This window comes from Candidatus Kapaibacterium sp., assembly GCA_023957315.1.
In the GTDB taxonomy this organism is placed as follows: Bacteria; Bacteroidota; Ignavibacteria; order Kapaibacteriales; family UBA2268; genus PGYU01.
Window position 1 is genome coordinate 50,436 of the sequence record JAMLHE010000001.1, and the last position, 18,960, is coordinate 69,395.

Consider the following 18,960-nt stretch of genomic DNA (forward strand, 5'->3'; position numbering starts at 1 on the left):
TATAAAATAACATTCATCTTATCATTTACTTGACGGCGAATCGTCTTTTATCTTATGTTTTTTTTTAGATATGGACAAATACAGCGATGAACGTACATTTAAAACTTGACCACAATATGAGACTGATAGCCACGAACGCTCTCGGTCAGGAAACGCCATTTGATGCAAACCCGGAAATCGGCGGTGAAAATTCCTCACCAACGCCGATGCAAGTGCTATTACAATCAATGGTAGCGTGCACCACGATGGATATATTATCAATACTCCGAAAAAGACGCAAACAAATTGACGAGCTCCAAGTGGATGTTTCGAGCACACGAGCAGAAAGCCACCCAAAAGTATTCACGCACGTAACGATGAATTTCCGCCTCATCAGCCCCGATGCGGAATTAGCAGACTTAAACCGTGCATTAGAACTGTCCCACAAAAACTATTGCAGCGCCTCTGCAATGTTCCAACGTTCCGGCTGCACAGTAGAATGGACAGGAGTGGTGGAGAAGAAGGGGTGATATTCGGACATTGGTAATAAAAAATAGCCCACAAATTTCTTCGTGGGCTATGATAAATATTTTCAATCGCAAATCTTAATCAATGTATTCCAATTTGGCTGTGAAATGGCGAAGGAATTTGGTTTCGTATAGCAAACGCATTTTTTTCAATTTGGTGCGATTCTTATAAACTTCTTCGCAAGCTTCGGCAACGTAATCGGTGTGTGCTTGTGTGTAAACACGTCTCGGGATTGCAAGTCTGACAAGTTCCATTGGTGGTCCGATATGGTTGCCGTTCTGGTCGCTTCTGCCAAACATCAGCGAGCCAATTTCGACGGAACGAATGCCGCCAACTAAGTACAATTCGCATAGGATAGCTTGAGCAGGGAAAAATTCGGGCGCAATATGTGGAGTAAAGCGTTTGGCATCCAAATAGACGGCATGACCGCCTGTGGGCACCAAAATCGGCACACCCGATTCGATTAGCTTGTTGCCCAAATACTTAATTTGCCCGATTCTATATTCCAAATAATGTTCGTCCATCACTTCTACGAACCCTTGAGCTAATGCTTCGAGGTCGCGGCGAGTCATACCACCGTATGTGATGAATCCTTCAGTGATTATCAACAATGATTGGGCTTGTTCGGCTAAGGCATCATCGTTTGTAGCCAAAAATCCGCCGGTATTGGATAGTCCGTCTTTTTTGGCAGACATTGTTGCGCCATCAGCGTAGGAAAACATTTCGTTGCAAATTTCTTTGATTGGTTTGTCGGCATATCCCGCTTCACGAGTTTTGATGAAATAAGCATTTTCGGCAAAACGACAGCAATCGAGGTAGAATGGAATGCCATTTTCGCGACAAAGTTGACTTACTTCTCTTATATTTTGCATCGAAACAGGCTGTCCACCGCCACTATTGTTAGTGATTGTGAGCATACAAACGGGAATATTTTCTTTCCCGCGTTGTTGGATGTAAGCTTTCAATCTATCAACGTCCATGTTGCCTTTGAAAGGTGCTTCCAATTCCGGAATTAAACCATTTTCGACCGGAAAATCAAGAGCTTCGATACCATTATATTCAATATTTCCACGTGTGGTATCGAAATGTGTGTTGTTTGGTATTGACTTGTTATCGCCTTTTAAAATCGTGAACAAAATTCTCTCGGCTGCTCTACCTTGGTGAGTGGGTATGATGTGCTTAAAATTTGTAATCTCTTTGACTATGCTCTCGAATTTATAATAGCTGCGGCTTCCGGCATATGCTTCATCGCCATCCATCAAACCTGCCCATTGCTTGGCACTCATAGCGGTTGTTCCGCTATCTGTCAGCAAATCTATAGTGATGTGTTCGGACCTGAGAAAAAACGGATTATTGAATGCATCTTTTAAAAATATTTCTCTATCTTCACGTTTTGTGATTGGAATCTCTTCAATTGTTTTGATTTTGAAGGGCTCTATTAAAGTTTTCATCTTGTTCCCTTATTTCGTTAATTCATAATATTATTCAAAAATAAGCAAAAATTCATAATGAAAGAATTTTCATTGAAAGATTGTTGACAAATTGGGGTTGAATCAAGCGTTCATCGAATTGAGTTCTTGGATGATTTTCACACCTGAACTTGTGCCAATTCTATCGGCTCCGGCATTGATTAATTCAATTGCGAATTGTGCCGTTTTGATGCCGCCTGAGGCTTTGATTTTTAATTCATCCTTAGAGTATTTCCTGAGCAATTCTATATCATGAAGAGTAGCGCCACCGTGAGAAAATCCGGTTGATGTTTTGATGTAATCGGCTCCGTTGTCGCTTACGATTTTGCACACATCAATTTTTTGTTGCTCGTTCAACAAACAAGTTTCAACGATGACTTTGACTTTTGCCAAAGTGTTGTGAGCTATATCAGCAACTGATGATATTTCAGTCGCAACAGTTCTATAATCGTGAGCCAACAATGCAGCAATATTGATTACCATATCAATTTCACCGGCACCATTTTTTAGAGCATGAACACATTCGTCCATCTTTGAAAATACAAATGAAGCCCCTAAAGGAAATCCGATTACTGTGCAGACTTTCTCCCTTTTGACCAAGATACTTCGGCTGTATCCTACGAAATAGGGTAAAACACAAACGCATGCAAAATTGAAATCCTGAACTTCTTTACATAGCTTTTCTACTTCCAGATAATTTGTATCCGGCTTTAGTATCGTATGTTCGATACGAGAAGCAACATCAACGACATTCAATTCCATTTGCAATTTCAAAAATATAATAATCAAAATATCATTACTTTCGTTTACAATTTCGTACAAAAAATCAAAATAAAAAAATTATTTATGAAAGATAAAGTTATAGAGATACTAAACAATATTGCAAAGTTGCTCGAAATCAAAGGCGAGATGTTTTTCAAATTCAATGCCTATGTTGCAGCAGCCGATAAATTAAAATCCTTAGATATAGATATAGAGAGCATGGCAAGGGAAAATAAATTGTCCGAAATTGACGGAATCGGTAAAGCACTCAATACAAAAATCAGCGAATTCGTGCTCACAGGCAAAATGAGCTATTATGAAAAGTTGACAGAGGAATACCCCGAATCTCTGCTTGAGTTACTCAAAATTGATGGTCTTGGAGCAAAAAAAATCAAGCAAATATATAGCGAACTTGGGATTATAGACATTGACGGTCTTGAATCGTCTTGTATAAATGGTGATGTTGCAAAATTGAAGGGATTTTCAGAGGTTTCGCAGACTAAAATTTTAGAGTCAATTCAGCACATCAGGAGCAATCCTAATTACAAAGTTACTAACATACATTTCAGGGACATTCAATGAAGCAAATAATAATTTTGACTATAATTTTTCTACTTTTTACATATTTTTCCAAGTCCGAATCATATTTGCCGGCAAGGATTATAAATCCCGAAGCGGGACATGCGATATCGGAAACAAAAATTGATATGGCACTTTCATTTGCATTTGCCATACTTGATAAAAAATATGTCAGTGCCAAAGAACGAGATTCAGTATCATCACATTTATATGAAATGAATGAAAACCCTGAATTGATGAAAGTTGCACATTTGACGAATGCAGATAATCTACTTTTTGTAAAAGTGAATGTGTTGGAAAATATCATCCGTGCGGATATTGATATTATCAATGTTGCCGATACTACCAAACGTAGTCGTGGCTATGGTTATGCATTGGTCAGATTCTTTGACAACGAAACAGGTGATTTGATTTATGACCCGGCATTATTGACATCAATTCAACGCGCCCTGGCTGTTGCTATGAATGATTCTTTACTTTTTGTTGATTCAATCAAAGGTTTCAATGTCCGCCCACTACCAACGCTGGTGATTGGCAGTATTTACTACGTTGACTACGATTTATTCAAGGATTGGGAAATCATTCGTAACCATGTTGTTTCATCATATTCGGCGGTCGAATCAATTTTCGAAGCCGCAAATAGGAGCGAAAAATATATTGTTTATGACCTCGCAACACGGGATTCGGTCTATGCGAAGTTTAAACTATACGGTATTGAAAATTATGCGGCTCCTTCTGAGCATGAATTTGACGCCTTGTATCAGGTTGGGATTGATTATTTCATTACGGGTTCATTGGAACGAAATGATGAAGGAGCGAAAATTATGATGAGTTTGTTCGGAATCCGTCAGCGGGGATTATTATTAATAGAGCAAGTGGAAGGCATACTCGAAAATGATGATTTGAAAGAGTTTCAGGAGCTTGTGAGAAAACTAACCCGAGAGCTAATCGAATAGTGCGGCTACTCTGCAATTACAATCATCACTTTGTCCAAATACGCTTCGCCCGAGGGGCTTTCGATTGCTTCAAAGTAAAGTATATACGGTCCGACGGGTAATTTGAGACCTGTATCGTCTCTGCCGTCCCATGCAAAGAAGCCTTCGTTTGATGTCCAATGCTCAGATAAAATAGTCCTGACCGGATTTGCAGCCAAATCGTAAATTTTGGCAGTTATCTTGGCTTTTTCGTAAATCAAGCTGTAGGAAATCAGGCAGTGACTGCCTTCATTTGTAATATTTGGTGAGAATGGGTTTGGAGCTACGTTTAACATCCCATCGCGAACAAGCTCCACATAAGTTGAATTCTGCAACCCAGGAGTGCCACCTGAAGGTTGCAAACAAGTAGTCCAGGACATTTTCTCCGATGACGGCATTTCGATATTGATTTTTTCTAAGCTTCTGTTTCTGGTGTTAATATCGTCTTTGATATGCCAATTTTTAAAATATGTAAGCGAATCCAAAATACTATTATCGGGCATCGCCAGCACGAGTAAATCATCGCTATTGTTCAAATTTAGCTTGCTGTTTGGAATGAAAGTGTTATTCATATTTTTCAAATAATCGAAATTCTCGAAAATCGTGCTGTCATAAGCAATTACGAAATATTCCTTTGGAGGAATAATTAAATTATTAATTATATATTTCGCAGACCAAAGTTCCGCTCTGTCATAAAGTCCGAATCCATTCAAATTTACTGCTTTAGACTCATGATTATATATTTCAATATATTCTGCATATCCTGCATCAGTTTCAAACATTATTTCATTAATCGTAATTTTGGGAGTTTTTCCCTTCATAAATGCAGGAAATCTTGAGATATTATTCTCGGGATTGTCGTCATTAATGGCGATTACTTCAATTTGCAAGTTGAAAATAGAGGAAAATATTTCATTATTATTCAGTGCATTGTCAAGTTCAACAATCGCAATATTGTCATTCATTTCAATTTGCGAATCGTAAATAGCTTCACTTTCATCAAAAATATTATCGAAATTCAAATCAGCGTATAGCACAAGCCGAAAGGAATTGATTGATTTGATGCCAATGCTTTCAATCAAAACCGAAATTGTGTAATCATCAGTATTTTGAGCGGCACTTGTTATCGAAATATCGTAATCCACAGGGAATACACTGTTGCGTCTGCCGGGAGTAGCACCGCTTATATCGGCTGAAGGCTTGAGATTGCTCGGCGTTGTAGCCGGCAAATCAGGATGGACTCGCTCTAAGGACACACCTTTGATTCCGTGCTTCATGTCATAAAATACACCATCGAGCAAGACAGTATCTTTGTTAAAAACTTTAAGCGAATCAAATGTATTATTCAATGTCGGGACGTTAAATTGATAAAGTCGGACATTCTCGCTGATTGTGCGATGTGTTTTGAATGCGGCAGTATCTTTTGTTATGATACAATAAGAATTCCGCTCAAGATAAAAATTCTTTAAGGTACGGCACGTTGCCAAGTCGCAAATGATTAAATAATCTTGCGAGTAATCAATGTCCGTAGTGTTGAAAATTTCAATCCATTCCGGTTCGCTTCCGGTCGGCACAGGCATCAATTCATTCACAATTATTTGCGAATGTGATTCGAAACTCAGACAAATTATCATCAATAAAAAGAGCGAAAAGAAGCTATTCATTGTAATATTTTGCAATCTTAGACATATCGGAATTATCTAATAAGACATTAAGCAATATCTGATACAATTCTAAATCATTTTCATCAAAACGTGAAAACTCGGGACTATCAATATCAAGCACACCATACAAAACATCGTCAACAATCATTGGAATTACAATTTCCGAATTTGAGGCATAATCGCAAGCAATGTGACCCGGGAATTCATGAACATTGTCCACAATTATCGCCTTCTTTTCGAGAGCAGCCGTGCCACAGACTCCGCGTCCCAGTTCAATTCTGATGCAAGCGGGTTTACCCTGAAAAGGACCGAGAATCAGTTCATCACCGCTCAAAAGGTAAAATCCGACCCAGTTAATGGCTCTAAAAGCGTTGAAAAACCATGCCACAAAGTTAGATGAATTAGCAATAAAATCCGGTTCACCGTAAGTCAGAGACTTGATTTGCTCTACAAAATCTTTATTTTCATCAATAGTATTCATTTTTATTATTAAAATTAAGCAAAGATGATGAAATGAACAAAAAAAAAGTGAAATTGTTGTGCAAACAATTTCACTTCATAGAAAAAAATTAGCTAATTTTTACTTAACGCGTTCCATATAATTGCCTGTAGCAGTATCAATTTTGACAACATCGCCTTCGTTTATAAAAAGCGGAACATTAACTTGTGCCCCTGTTTCGACAGTAGCAGGTTTTAATGAATTTGTAGCAGTATCGCCTTTCATGCCCGGTTCGGTATGAATAATTTCAAGCGTTACATTTGGTGGCAAATCAACTCCAAGTATGATTGAGCCTTCGAAGTTGACTGATACTTCCTGATTTTCTTTCAAAAATCTGATGCTATCGCCAATTACTTCCTGCATCACGGGGATTTGTTCGTAATTTTCTTGGTCCATAAAAACTAAAGAATCGCCGTCTCTATATAAATATTGGTAAGATTTTTTATCAACACGCACAAACTCAATTGATTCGCCTGCACGGAATCGGTTTTCGGACAGTTTACCTGTACGAACGTTTCGCATTTTTACTTGAAAAAATGCACGAAGATTGCCCGGAGTTCTGTGCTGTGATTCAAGCACTTGGCATAACTCGCCATTATATTTGACATAAGCACCGGGTCTCAGATCTGAAGTAGTTCCCATTTTTCGATTACATATTATTTACAAAAATTATATCTATAGCAAGAAGTTTGAATATCCGTTTTATTTTGGAGACACAAACGGAATCTTCTTACCACTGTAGAATTCATTTATAGTAATGAAAGTAAACTATTTACCGAAAAAATCCTTACCCATATAATCTAATGTATATGAAATTGTATTCATGCCAAATGGGTTGTGAGTTATAACCTTTTTTATAAAGTCTTTTTTCTCGAGCCATGATAAATTAAGACTGATTTCTTGGTCGCTATATTTAGCGAGTTTTTCATGAATCGAAATCACTTCACGCATTTCGTCTTTTAGGTAGTTAAGAATATCAACATCACATTGATTTAGTTTTACGGGCTTAATGGGTTGTTTTACAGGTTTTCCTGCATACCCTTTCTTTTTGGTAGCGAACATTATTTGTCTTTTTATTAGCTGAAAATAAACAAAGTATTAACTATTTTTGATTTGTACTAAGCGAAATTAATCAAAAACATCAATATTTCAAAATTATTTTGAAAAATATATTCGATTTATGTCAATTAATCAAATATTGAGACTTAAGTTTCATGACTCTATCATAGGAAATCTTGATACGTCCACGTGAAATCTTGCCGGATTTGACCAAATCAACTATTATTTTATGAGCTTTTTCGGCGATAAGTTCATCATAAACTAAATTATTTGCAAAAATGATAATATCCGAGCCGGCTAAGATTGTGAGCTCGATAGCATTTTCCAATCCATAATGGTCGGTGATAGACTTCATATTCATATCGTCAGTAATTACCACACCGTCAAAATTTAGTTGCTCTCGCAAAACTCCTGTTATGATTTTTTTCGAGAGTGTTGCCGGATATTGAGCATCAAGATTGGAATTAAAAACGTGTGCAGTCATGACCACATCCGCTTTGTTCATATTTATTAGCTGACGATATGGCTCGAGTTCGATGTTTTGCCAAGTGGTTGTAACATCTGTAAAGCCAAAATGAGAGTCAGTTTTGGCACTGCCGTGACCCGGAAAATGCTTCAAAGTTGTGATGAGATTTTTCTTACGGTGCTCATCAATAATAATTGCCGAATTACGAACTACTACATCGGGAGATGCCGAGAAACTTCGCTCAATTGCTCCAATTGCTGGACTTTCGGGATTGATATTCAAATCAACTACCGGAGCAAGATTTTGGTTGAATCCGGCTTCGCTAAGTGTTCTCGCCGTTAATTGCCCGGAAAGTGTTGTCATGAATTCATTATCTGCATCACCAAGGTATTGTTGCGAAACTGTTTCGGGGAAACCGAAAACATCATTGAGCCTTGCAACGTATCCGCCCTCTTGGTCAACTGCGATGAGCAAAGGTATTTTGGCATGTGATTGTAATTGCGAATTGAGCAATTTTACTTGCCAAGGTGATTGAATGTTTCTGATACCACTGCCAAGAGCCACATCACGACTAAAAAGCACAACACCGCCAATTCGCCCGAGTCTGATTTGTGTGGCAATTTGCGAATCATGTTCAATTTCCAATCCCCTGAAACCGACCATTAGCATCTGCCCAACCCATTCGTTAAGCACTTCGTCCGATGAATTGATTGAGTTGTCTTCGCTACAGCTTATGGCAAAGATTACCAGAAATATCAGCAGAAGTATTTTCTTGAGAATAAAATATTTCACAATATAAACCGAATTGTAACTTTTCTATGATTTATGTGTTTTATGTTTGATTTTGCAAAACCAACAATTTAAAAATATGAAAAAATTTACAATTTGCTTATTATTTCTCTTATATATGCCATCTTTAGCTGAAGAACAAATTTCTGAGTATTATGCCAACAAAATCGTAGTCAAAATCAAAAGCAATAGCGTCGAATCTTTGAGCAATGACACAAAGCAAGTGTTGAATTCACTTTTGGGGGAATATGAGCACCGAACTTTTGTCCATCCCGCTCTCATTGCACAACACAATATACGCAATAATAATAATAATTTGATGAGTTTTGGTGGAGGAAACAGAGCTGTCTCGTCTATTGAAAGAATACTAATCTTAGAATATACATCGCCTATAGACCCGATGATTGCAGCGAGAAAGATTTCAAACTTAGCTGAAATCGAATACGCCGAACCAATGTTCATCAGGAAAATTGTCGATTTGCCGAATGATTCCTTACTTTTCCAACAATATATGCTGCCATTGATTGGGGCAATACCGGCTTGGGAAATCATGGATTCGATAGATTCGGACACAATCATCGTGGCAGTCGTTGATACTGGTGTTGATTATCTGCACGAAGATTTGCTGGGTACATTGTACATTAATCCGGGAGAAGACGGCTTGGACGCTAATGGAAACGACAAGCGAACCAATGGAATTGACGACGACATGAACGGATTTATAGATGATTATATGGGTTGGGATTTTGCGAGCAATTCAGACTCTACTGGATTTGACAATGACGCAATGCCCGGACACCCACACGGCACTCACGTTGCCGGTATTATAGCTGCTACCCGCAATAATGAAATAGGTATAGCCGGAATCACGAACAAAGTGAAAATCATGCCCGTAAAGATAGGACATGACTCGCAATTCAGCCGAACAATAGTAAATGGTTATGATGGAGTTTTATATGCTGCAATGAACGGTGCGCAAGTCATCAATTGCAGTTGGGGCGGCGGTGGCTTATCCGAAGCCGAGCAAGAAATAATTGACATAGCAAACACCTACGGATGCGTAATTGTAGCCGCTGCGGGCAATAATGCCGTAGAATCAGCTTTTTACCCCGCTGCATATGATGGAATCATATCTGTTGCTTCTTCAACCGAATTAGACCAAAGGTCAGGATTCTCGAATTTCCATTCATCTGTGGACATTACGGCTCCCGGAACGCAAATCATGTCCACAATCCCGATTGATTTATATACAGCATGGGACGGCACTTCTATGGCATCGCCGGTAGTTGCAGCTTGTGCAGCCGTGATAATGAGCATGTTCCCCGAATATTCAAACAAAGAAGTCGGTGAAGTGCTGAAAGCGACATCTGATAATTTTTATAACAGAAATACATCATACATCGGCAAACTTGGTGCAGGCAGAGTAAATTTGCTAAAAGCCATCACAATAAAAGACCCAAAATGGGTTTCACTACATTCGATTGAAGTAATTGACGAAGATGGTGATGACATTGTATCTCCCGGAAATTATATTTCGGTCGAACTGACACTTAGCAATTACCTTGCAGATGTTGATTCGGTCTATATCAAAGCATATGCAGAAAGTTTTAATGCCGAGTTGCTTGTTGATAGCATTTGGGTGGGAACAATACTCAAAAATACTGTCGTAGATGCAGGTCAATCGCTACGATTGCGAATTCCTGATGATATTCCAATCGACCACAGATTCAATGTCCAAATCCATATTATTCGCGACGGCTATTTTACAAATGTAAATTCAATCGAACTTATGGCTCGTCCGTCATGGCGAACACTCACATCAAATACTTTGAAAGCATCAGTTGCAAGTCGGGGTAATATTGCATTTAATGATTTCCCGTATAATATGATGGGAGAAGGCTTTTCGTGGAATCAATCATCGGGCTTATTATTTGAAGGAGCTTTGATGATAGCTGCCGACAGTACTATTGTAGCAAACGTTGCCCGAGCTGCAAACGGAAATAATGCAAATCGCCACTTCGAAATTGTAAAATCAATCGAATTTGTTGAGCGAAATGAGCAAATTAATCATACATATAATGAATTCACGGAAAAATGGGATTCGCTGATGGTTGGCGTTTCGGTGCTCAACAATGCATATATTTTCAATTCGGACGGACTTCGAGATGCTCTCGTACTGAATTATGACGTTATCAATCAATCGGGGCTATATCGCGATTCATTGTTTGTAGCTATGTATTTCGATTGGGATATTGGTCCCGGCGGCTCGAATAATGTTGCGAAATGGGATTTCGAGCATGAATTCGGATATGTTCAAAATGTTGTGAATGAAAGCTATCCCCTTGCAGCAGTAAAAATGATGAACCAAGGCAATCACAACTTTTTTGCAATTGATAATGACGGCACAAGCGAGGAAAATCCGGGTGTTTATGACGGATTTACAATGAAAGAAAAATGGCTAATGATGAGCAATGGAATCGCACGTGCAGAATCGGGCGTAAAAGATGTAAGTATGGTGATGGGTTCAGGTCCGCTCAGAGTGCGACCTGATGACACAGTAAGGGTTACATTTGTTGTATTTGCAAATGCTGATTATGACGCACTCGTCAATACTTCAAAAAATATAAACACTTTGTTGCCGATTAGAATTAATCCTGACGGAGTATATAATTCACGTCCAAAAAATGCTTTCATTCATAGAATTTACCCTAATCCGACAAGCGGCGACCAAGTCAATATCGAATTCGCGGTGACTGAATCAGACATGATTAAAATTGACGTAATTGATATAAACGGCAAACAAGTCAAAGAGATAATCACAATTTCGGGGAATAAATTTTCGGAGTATTATCAATACAGCTTCAACGCAAACGAATTGGCTATCGGGAAATATTTCGTCAGATTGACGAGCGGTTCCACAAGCGACACATACCCATTTGTAATCGAAAGATGATTATTTGACTATAAAAGCTACTTGGAAATAATTGTTGACAGCTGCGATTATTTGGGTTTCAATGCGAAATGCTTTTGTAAATTCCATATATGCCTTGAATTCATGCATCGGTACGCCAAATTCGTCAAAAATGATAATGTCATCTTTGCGTAAAAGGTGCGCCATCGAAGTGAGAACAAATAAAGTCGAGGTGTATAAATCGGCATCAATATGAATCACTTTTCGTTTATCATTTTTGAATGTACGGAGAAAACCTGGCAAAGTGTCCTGGAATAATCCGACTAAAAATTCAGCCCTATTGTCGTTCATGTCGGGCAATTTTCCACCTGCGGACATATCGCCTTTTTTGAATAAATTCCAATCTTCAGGAAGCCCTTCGAAAGTATCGAAGCCGTAAAATTTCGATTCGGCATTAGAATTATTTTCTGCCCACCATTTGAAAGTTCGTCCGTAAGCTACGCCAAATTCGAGATAATCAATCGGACAATTCAATCCGTACTTATTTTTGATAAACTCGAAAAGTTCAAATCTTCTGCCTGTCCCAAAATTCGGGTTAAAAAAATCATCTAATTCGGGCTTAGTTATCGAAGCTCGCCACCGCGAGAATTCATTCAAATAAGACAAATTGAACATAAAACCATTCATTAAGCCGAATAATTTGTGCAATTTCAGCTTCAAATAGATTGCTTTCGTTTTACGAATGAAAAATAATTTTACTTTCATATTGTTCTATTTCTTTTTTCCACCACGACCTTTGGGTTTGGCAACAGCTTTATCAAGCAATTCTTGACATTCTTCGAGAGTCAAATCAGCCGGAATTTTATCTTTCGGGACACGTGCGTTTTTCTTGCCGTCAGTGATATAAGGACCAAATCTTCCGTTGAGCACTTTGATAGATTCGTTGGACGGAAATAATTTCAGAGTATTCGCTTTATTTGCGTCGGATTTAGCTTGGATTCTTATGATTGCTTCTTCAAGCGCAATTTCGTGAATCTCTTCCTCTTTGATAGATACAAAAGTTTTGTCGTGCTTCAGATAAGGTCCGAAACGCCCGATTTGAGCCGAAATCTCAACGCCGTTGGCATCAGTTCCAATAATACGCGGCAAATCAAATGCTTTCAAAGCCTCTTCGAGAGTTATTTGGTCAAGTCGAGAATTTTTAGGCATTTTTGCGAATTTCGGTTTCTCCTCATCATCAGATTCGCCAATTTGCAACATCGGTCCGTATCTGCCGATTCGGGCAATAATTGGCTTTCCTGTTTTCGGGTCATTCCCTAAGACACGATTCTCGACAGCATCAGTACGTTTAATATCTTGGGAAGCTTCGATTGTTTTGTGGAATTTGCCATAAAAGCCCTGAATCATCTTTTGCCAAGTTTTTTTCCCTTTGGCAATATCGTCAAATTCGCTTTCGACTTTTGCAGTAAAATTGAAATCTACAATATCGGTAAAAAATTTCATCAAAAAATCAGTTACAACCATTCCAACATCAGTCGGAAACAGCTTCGATTTTTCAGCACCTGTGATTTCAGTTTTTTGTTCGGATTTCAAAGCATCGCGAGTCAATTTGAAGAATGAATAAGCACGCTGTTTACCCTCTAAATCTTTCTTTTCTACGTATCCTCTGTCCTGAATTGTCGAAATAGTCGGTGCATAAGTCGAAGGGCGACCGATTCCGAGTTCCTCCAATTTTTTCACCAAACTCGCTTCTGTATATCGAGGTGGAGGATTTTTGAAAGTTTCGCGGGAGGTAATTGATGAATAATCTACTATTTGCCCTTTAGTGAGAGGTGGCAAAATTTTTGAATCGTCATCAACACCGTTTTCATCATCAGTGGATTCAAAATACAGCCTCAAAAAACCATCAAATTTGATGACTTCTCCCGTCGCAACAAAAACATTATTGTCGTTGGAAATTTCGATATTCGCAACAGTGCGTTCAAGCACAGCATCAGCCATTTGAGATGCTAAAGTACGTTTGTAAATCAAATCATACAGCCTCATCATATTTGAATCGCCTTTGATTTCCGATTTTGACAAATCTGTCGGGCGGATTGCTTCGTGAGCCTCTTGAGCCGAAGAAGATTTTGTCTTGTAATGACGAAGATGCGAGTATTTACTGCCATATTCGGCACTAATTACACTTTTTGCTTGTTCGAGAGCAGAGTCTGCCAAGTTGAGCGAATCAGTTCTCATATATGTAATGAATCCGTTTTCGTATAATTTCTGTGCAACCACCATAGTCTGCTTTACAGAAAAACTCAATTTTCGTGATGCTTCCTGTTGCAAAGTTGAAGTTGTGAAAGGTGCCGAAGGAGTTCGTTTTGAAGGTTTAACTACTACATCAGTTATTTTGAAACCGGAATTGCGAATTTTCTCTAAAAATGCTTTCGTTTTATCAAAATTTTCGAATCTTTGTTTGAGTTCAGCCCTGAAGTTTTTGCCTTCAGCAGAGATGAAATCTCCAACAACACGATAATTTGGTTCTGATTCGAATGCATCAATTTCGCGCTCACGCTCCACGATTACTCTAACAGTTACCGATTGGACACGCCCTGCTGAAAGCCCTTTTTGGACTTTTCGCCACAACACAGGCGAAAGTTCATACCCCACAAGTCGGTCGAGCACTCGACGCGCTTGCTGAGCATCAATCAAATTTTTGTCTAATGAACGGGGATTTTCGATTGAATTGAGGATGGCAGTTTTTGTGATTTCATGAAAAACGATTCGTTTCGTTTTTTTGTCGCTGAGCTTCAAAGTCTCGAAAAGATGCCATGCAATAGCCTCACCTTCACGGTCCTCGTCCGTCGCTAACCATACTGTTTCGGCATTTTTTGCCAATTTTTTCAATTCAGTAACAACTTTTTGTTTATCCTGACTTACTTCATAAGTAGGTTTGAAGCCGTTTTCGATGTCAATACCCATATCTTTCTTGGGCAAATCTCGGATATGCCCCACACTTGAAGTAACTAAGAAATCGGAACCAAGAATTTTTTCAATTGTCTTTGCTTTCGATGGTGATTCTACAATCACCAAGGATTTAACTTTATTTTCAGCTGTTTTTGCCATGTTTGAATTTTCGTTAATAAAAATACTAATTGTCAAAGTAAGAAATAAGTTTCACGTATTACTCACATTAGAATTGCAAATCGGAATAATAAGTAACACTAAAGGATTCGACATTACGTTCAAAATGCTATTACAAATTGGAAAAACATTTATAACATTTTAGGAGAATTTATGAGTTTACTTGTTGGTAAAAAAGCACCTGATTTCAGAGGTAAAGCAGTAATTGGCGGTAACGCAGATGCGCTTACACCTGACAATGCTTTTGTTGACATATCAATCGAAGATTATAAGGGCAAGTGGGTAGTATTTTTTTTCTACCCGGAAGATTTCACCTTTGTTTGTCCGACTGAAATAGAGGATTTTGGAATTCATTATGAAAAATTCAAAGAATTGAATTGCGAAGTAATAGCATGTTCGACTGACAGCCACCATTCGCACTTAGCTTGGCGTTCATCACATCCGAGCTTGAAGAATCTACCCTATCCGATGCTGGCTGATTTTACTCACAAAACTGCAACTAATTACGAAGTTTTGAAAGAAGAAACAGGCTATGCATTACGTGGCTTGTATATAATTTCCCCTGATGGCATGTTAGCTTATTCGGTCATCCAAACTGAGGATGTCGGACGTAACACGCTCGAAGTACTCAGAGTATTAGAAGCATTGCAAAGCGGTAAAAAGACACCTTGCAATTGGAATCCCGGCGAAAAAACATTAAACTAATCATCCGATAATTTTTCAGGAGCCTCATATGCGATTGTCAATTTTAAATATAGCCTTACTATCATTGATAGTTCTAACATCTTGTTCAAAAAAGGAGGAAGAACCAATCCCCGAACCTGTAATCAAGGCAGAACAGCGAACATATTCTGAATCTGAACAACGCTATCTGGCAATTGGCGACAGCATAACAAATTTAGTAGCGGAAAAATTGAAAGCCGAACTGATGAATGCTATCAGCGAAGGCGGATATGAGAATGCGATTCAATTTTGCAATATCAATGCTCTGCCGTTCACATCTAATGTTGTGGACGGCACGGGCATGACGATTAAACGTGTCTCGGCAGATTACCGAAACCCACTGAACAAGCCTGATGATTTGGAAGATGGCGTACTTTTCGATTATACTTACGACGTGCATGTCGGCGAAGCACCTCAGCCAATGCTAATAAAAGCAGAAGGTAAATTGCATTATTTCAAGCCGATAATAGTGCAGAGTTTTTGCTTGAGTTGCCACGGCACTCCCGGCAAAGAATTAAGTGCTGATTTGTATGCAAAGATTAAAGGCTTATATCCCGAAGACTTAGCCACCCGATATAAAGCAGGGCATTTGCGTGGTGCCTTTCATTTAGTTTTTGGGGATGAAGGGAAGAAGGAGTAAATTTAACCCTACTCCTCTCCCTTCCCTGCTTCCTGCTTAAAATGTTCCATAACTTTGAGTGCGATTTTTGAATTGACAATTCGTTCCAAATCTCGAATTCCGGCAATTTTGATAGCAGTTACGGAGCCGAAATGTTTGAGCAATTTTTCTGCAGTTGATTTGCCTATCCCCTTGATGTCTTGTAGCTCAGTATGTAGAGTGCGTTTTTTGCGTAATGAACGGTGATAAGTTATGGCAAATCTATGGGCTTCGTCGCGAAGTTGTTGGATTAGTCGTAGGCTGCTCGAAGTTCGGGGCAATATCATTGATTCACTTTTGCCGGGCATGAAAACCTCTTCGAGCCTTTTTGCCAAACCGATAATTTGAATTTTTTCGGTGAGTCCAAGTTCATACAAAATGCCATATGCTGATGAAAGCTGCCCTTTGCCACCATCAACGATTATCAAATCGGGCAGTTCGCTCTCTTCGCCGATTGCCCGTGTGTATCGCCTTCTTATGACTTCACGCATAGCTTCAAAGTCGTCATTTCGCAAAACAGTTACATTCTTATATTTGCGATATTCGGATTTTTTGGGCTTGCCGTCCACGAAAACAACCATCGAAGAGACTAAATCCGTTCCTTGAAGGTGTGAATTATCGAAGCATTCAATTCGGCGTGGTGCTACTTTGAGCCTTAAATCACGTTGTAAAGAAAGTACCGGGCGCGGCACAACTTGCTCGCGTTTTTCTTGAGCCATGATATATTCTTTCAGCATGAAATGTGCATTGGTATTCGCCATTTCGACATATTTTCGCCTGTCGCCGATTTTCGGCAGCAAAATGTCGAGAGATTTCCCTCGCAATTCTGTAAGCCAATCAGTCATATACTCAATATCATCAACATCGCAGGGCAAATACAATTCCCGCGGAATGAAATCGGATTCCATGTACCATTTTTCAATCGTGCGTTGCATGATTTGCTCGTCAGTTTGTTCGATTGCGTTTTTGATTATATAATGGCGTTTGCCGATTAATTTGCCGTCGCGAACCTTCAAAACTAATGTGCATGCCAAATCATCAGTCCGAGTCAGACCGAAAATGTCACGGTCCATCAAATCGGCTGAAACAATTTTTTGATTATTTGTGTAATCTTTCAAAATAGCCAATTTATTTCGCATCACAGCAGCTTGCTCGAATTTCATTTCTTCGGCAAATTTTTGCATTTCCGATACGAGAATTTTTTCAAGTTCGTTAGTTTTTCCTTGCAAAATTTTGGTCGCATTTCGGACATTATTGCGATATTCATCTACACTCACGAGCCCTTCGCAGGGTCCTTGGCATTTTTGGATATGAAAATCAAGGCAAATTCGGTGGCGTTTTTTTTCGATGCTTATTTCGTTGATATTCAAATCGCAACTACGAATGTAAAATAAAGTCCGGATGATTTTCATGAGTTGTTTGATGTTTCGGACTTCAGTGAATGGTCCGAAATATTTTGAGCCGTCTTTTTCGACTCTTCGCGTAGGGATTAGCCGCGGATATAGCTCATTTGTAACTTTTATATAAGGATAAGTTTTGTCATCACGCAAAAGCACATTGTATCTGGGTTTGTGCTTTTTGATGAGAGTGTCTTCCAGTATCAGAGCCTCAACTTCCGAGTCAACCAAAATTACCTCAACGTTGCGAATTTTACCCAACATTGCATTAGTTTTGGCATCGCCAATTTTGCCGAGATGGAAATATGAACGCACTCGACTCCGTAAATTTTTGGCTTTGCCGATATATATCAATTTCTCGTTTTCGTCAAAATATTGGTAAATACCCGGAGCAGTAGGTAGATTTGACACCTTGCTTTTGAATTCTTCACTCGGATATTTTTCAGTAATTTTCTTTTCGTCAGACATTTTTATTTTATTGTAACTAAAATTAAGAATTATTCGTAATACGATTTTAAACATTCTATAATAAGGAAAAGACGTGAAAAAAATAATATTAATACTATTTGCATTGACATTGGCTTTTGCAGGATGTCGGACTAATAATCTCGAAAATTATGATTTGAACCGCAAGAAAATCTACTTTGAAGAAGTTGTTTCGGCAAATGCTCGACAAGTAGATATTATGTATGATGAAGGACCACCGACAAAAGAGAAAAAGTCAACCGGCGAAACCATAGCCAATATTGCTGTATCTGTATCAAGCATATTTGTCGGCTCTGAATTGGAAAACAAATTAATGCGTGCCGTGAATCCAGATTCAATAGCTTATGCGGTATCTGACGGAGTCGGCTCTACTTTACGCAAATATCTGATGGTAGAGCCTGTATGGGATTTGGAGGATGATGCTGAATTTGTAGCCGTTACTACCATCGAGGAAATTCAACTACATTCTACGTCCGGTTCAATTTATATTAAAGTGCAAGCAAGAACGCAAATAACTTCTCGTAATGATGGTGGCGTGGTATGGGAAAACACTGAATCCGAATCCTACCCCTTGAGGAATTATTACGGTGCCGAAGAAACTGCGATGGGACGAACTTTAAAGAATGTGCTCCAAACTACTGAATTGGCTTCATTGAGCGAAGACCAGCTTCGTAATGCGATTAATGATGCTGCAACAAGAGTAGGAATAAATATGGCTGAAACATTGCGTAAGGATATTGCAAAGTCGAAAAAAGCGAAGACTTAAAATCGGTGCGGGGTGGGGATTAGAAACTGAAGAAGCTGTCCAATTGGGCAGCTTTTTTTTTTGGTGGTTCGGTGGTTACCAAGATGAGGCTGTCTCACAAGAGCAGCCTCTTCGACTTCAAT

General features: G+C 38.9%; 17 protein-coding genes. 7 read left to right on the forward strand and 10 right to left on the reverse strand.

The features are described 5' to 3' along the window. Positions 1-86: 86 nt before the first annotated feature. Positions 87-509: an OsmC family protein gene (locus M9949_00210; protein ID MCO5249828.1), complete on the forward strand. Its 423-nt coding sequence runs from the start codon at positions 87-89 to the stop codon at positions 507-509. A 75-nt stretch (positions 510-584) separates the two neighbouring features. Here the strand turns inward: M9949_00210 and M9949_00215 are convergent, their stop codons facing one another. Both M9949_00215 and deoC read right to left on the reverse strand, forming a co-directional pair. Further along, entirely contained in the window at positions 585-1,958 is a 1,374-nt protein-coding gene (locus M9949_00215; protein ID MCO5249829.1) for a tryptophanase, read from the reverse strand. A gap of 102 nt (positions 1,959-2,060) precedes the next feature. Continuing rightward, complete coding sequence (deoC, locus tag M9949_00220; GenBank protein ID MCO5249830.1) at positions 2,061-2,738, reverse strand: deoxyribose-phosphate aldolase; 678 nt, start codon at positions 2,736-2,738, stop codon at positions 2,061-2,063. An 84-nt stretch (positions 2,739-2,822) separates the two neighbouring features. Between deoC and M9949_00225 the strand changes: the two genes are divergently transcribed. Together M9949_00225 and M9949_00230 are read left to right on the forward strand one after the other, a co-directional pair. After that, entirely contained in the window at positions 2,823-3,320 is a 498-nt protein-coding gene (locus M9949_00225; protein MCO5249831.1) for a helix-hairpin-helix domain-containing protein, read from the forward strand. Beyond that, positions 3,317-4,273, forward strand: a complete 957-nt coding sequence (locus tag M9949_00230) for a hypothetical protein (GenBank protein ID MCO5249832.1) — start codon at positions 3,317-3,319, stop codon at positions 4,271-4,273. Before M9949_00225 ends, M9949_00230 begins: the two co-directional genes overlap by 4 nt. A gap of 5 nt (positions 4,274-4,278) precedes the next feature. On the opposite strand, the gene M9949_00235 is transcribed toward M9949_00230, so the two are convergent. From M9949_00235 to M9949_00255, 5 genes are all read right to left on the reverse strand, one after another. Continuing rightward, positions 4,279-5,955 (reverse strand): lamin tail domain-containing protein, encoded by a 1,677-nt coding sequence (locus M9949_00235; protein MCO5249833.1) that lies wholly within the window; start codon positions 5,953-5,955, stop codon positions 4,279-4,281. Further along, positions 5,948-6,436 carry a GAF domain-containing protein gene (locus M9949_00240; GenBank protein ID MCO5249834.1) on the reverse strand — a complete coding sequence of 163 codons (489 nt, stop codon included), beginning with the start codon at positions 6,434-6,436 and terminating at the stop codon, positions 5,948-5,950. Before M9949_00240 ends, M9949_00235 begins: the two co-directional genes overlap by 8 nt. A gap of 99 nt (positions 6,437-6,535) precedes the next feature. Continuing rightward, entirely contained in the window at positions 6,536-7,096 is a 561-nt protein-coding gene (efp, locus tag M9949_00245) for an elongation factor P (GenBank protein ID MCO5249835.1), read from the reverse strand. A 126-nt stretch (positions 7,097-7,222) separates the two neighbouring features. Continuing rightward, complete coding sequence (locus tag M9949_00250) at positions 7,223-7,516, reverse strand: hypothetical protein (GenBank protein MCO5249836.1); 294 nt, start codon at positions 7,514-7,516, stop codon at positions 7,223-7,225. 121 nt (positions 7,517-7,637) lie between these two features. Next, on the reverse strand, positions 7,638-8,771 hold the full coding sequence (locus M9949_00255; protein MCO5249837.1) for a glycoside hydrolase family 3: 1,134 nt from the start codon (positions 8,769-8,771) through the stop codon (positions 7,638-7,640). Positions 8,772-8,847: 76 nt separating this feature from the next. Here M9949_00255 and M9949_00260 point away from each other — a divergent pair, with 76 nt between their 5' ends. After that, the gene (locus M9949_00260) at positions 8,848-11,721 is read left to right on the forward strand and encodes a S8 family serine peptidase (protein MCO5249838.1); all 2,874 of its coding nucleotides are present in this window, start codon (positions 8,848-8,850) and stop codon (positions 11,719-11,721) included. On the opposite strand, the gene M9949_00265 is transcribed toward M9949_00260, so the two are convergent. Both M9949_00265 and topA read right to left on the reverse strand, forming a co-directional pair. Beyond that, the gene (locus M9949_00265; GenBank protein ID MCO5249839.1) at positions 11,722-12,444 is read right to left on the reverse strand and encodes a class I SAM-dependent methyltransferase; all 723 of its coding nucleotides are present in this window, start codon (positions 12,442-12,444) and stop codon (positions 11,722-11,724) included. A gap of 6 nt (positions 12,445-12,450) precedes the next feature. Next, a complete protein-coding gene (gene topA, locus M9949_00270; GenBank protein MCO5249840.1) occupies positions 12,451-14,790 on the reverse strand; it encodes a type I DNA topoisomerase in 2,340 nt (779 codons plus the stop codon). A gap of 171 nt (positions 14,791-14,961) precedes the next feature. On the opposite strand from topA, the gene M9949_00275 reads away from it, so the two are divergent. Both M9949_00275 and M9949_00280 read left to right on the forward strand, forming a co-directional pair. Beyond that, positions 14,962-15,513, forward strand: a complete 552-nt coding sequence (locus M9949_00275; GenBank protein MCO5249841.1) for a peroxiredoxin — start codon at positions 14,962-14,964, stop codon at positions 15,511-15,513. A 28-nt stretch (positions 15,514-15,541) separates the two neighbouring features. Further along, positions 15,542-16,171, forward strand: a complete 630-nt coding sequence (locus M9949_00280) for a DUF3365 domain-containing protein (protein ID MCO5249842.1) — start codon at positions 15,542-15,544, stop codon at positions 16,169-16,171. Between the two features lie 8 nt (positions 16,172-16,179). On the opposite strand, the gene uvrC is transcribed toward M9949_00280, so the two are convergent. Beyond that, positions 16,180-18,054: an excinuclease ABC subunit UvrC gene (gene uvrC, locus M9949_00285; protein MCO5249843.1), complete on the reverse strand. Its 1,875-nt coding sequence runs from the start codon at positions 18,052-18,054 to the stop codon at positions 16,180-16,182. A gap of 73 nt (positions 18,055-18,127) precedes the next feature. Here uvrC and M9949_00290 point away from each other — a divergent pair, with 73 nt between their 5' ends. Beyond that, positions 18,128-18,838 (forward strand): hypothetical protein, encoded by a 711-nt coding sequence (locus M9949_00290; protein ID MCO5249844.1) that lies wholly within the window; start codon positions 18,128-18,130, stop codon positions 18,836-18,838. Positions 18,839-18,960: the final 122 nt, after the last annotated feature.

Bases quoted from the DNA above. Each gene is read 5' to 3' on its own strand.
- M9949_00280 (MCO5249842.1), top strand. From the start codon at position 15,542: ATGCGATTGTCAATTTTAAATATAGCCTTACTATCATTGATAGTTCTA.
- M9949_00260 (MCO5249838.1), top strand. From the start codon at position 8,848: ATGAAAAAATTTACAATTTGCTTATTATTTCTCTTATATATGCCATCT.
- M9949_00210 (MCO5249828.1), top strand. From the start codon at position 87: ATGAACGTACATTTAAAACTTGACCACAATATGAGACTGATAGCCACG.
- efp (MCO5249835.1), bottom strand. From the start codon at position 7,096: ATGGGAACTACTTCAGATCTGAGACCCGGTGCTTATGTCAAATATAAT.
- M9949_00250 (MCO5249836.1), bottom strand. From the start codon at position 7,516: ATGTTCGCTACCAAAAAGAAAGGGTATGCAGGAAAACCTGTAAAACAA.
- M9949_00230 (MCO5249832.1), top strand. From the start codon at position 3,317: ATGAAGCAAATAATAATTTTGACTATAATTTTTCTACTTTTTACATAT.
- M9949_00240 (MCO5249834.1), bottom strand. From the start codon at position 6,436: ATGAATACTATTGATGAAAATAAAGATTTTGTAGAGCAAATCAAGTCT.
- topA (MCO5249840.1), bottom strand. From the start codon at position 14,790: ATGGCAAAAACAGCTGAAAATAAAGTTAAATCCTTGGTGATTGTAGAA.
- M9949_00215 (MCO5249829.1), bottom strand. From the start codon at position 1,958: ATGAAAACTTTAATAGAGCCCTTCAAAATCAAAACAATTGAAGAGATT.
- M9949_00235 (MCO5249833.1), bottom strand. From the start codon at position 5,955: ATGAATAGCTTCTTTTCGCTCTTTTTATTGATGATAATTTGTCTGAGT.
- M9949_00265 (MCO5249839.1), bottom strand. From the start codon at position 12,444: ATGAAAGTAAAATTATTTTTCATTCGTAAAACGAAAGCAATCTATTTG.
- deoC (MCO5249830.1), bottom strand. From the start codon at position 2,738: ATGGAATTGAATGTCGTTGATGTTGCTTCTCGTATCGAACATACGATA.
- uvrC (MCO5249843.1), bottom strand. From the start codon at position 18,054: ATGTCTGACGAAAAGAAAATTACTGAAAAATATCCGAGTGAAGAATTC.
- M9949_00275 (MCO5249841.1), top strand. From the start codon at position 14,962: ATGAGTTTACTTGTTGGTAAAAAAGCACCTGATTTCAGAGGTAAAGCA.
- M9949_00225 (MCO5249831.1), top strand. From the start codon at position 2,823: ATGAAAGATAAAGTTATAGAGATACTAAACAATATTGCAAAGTTGCTC.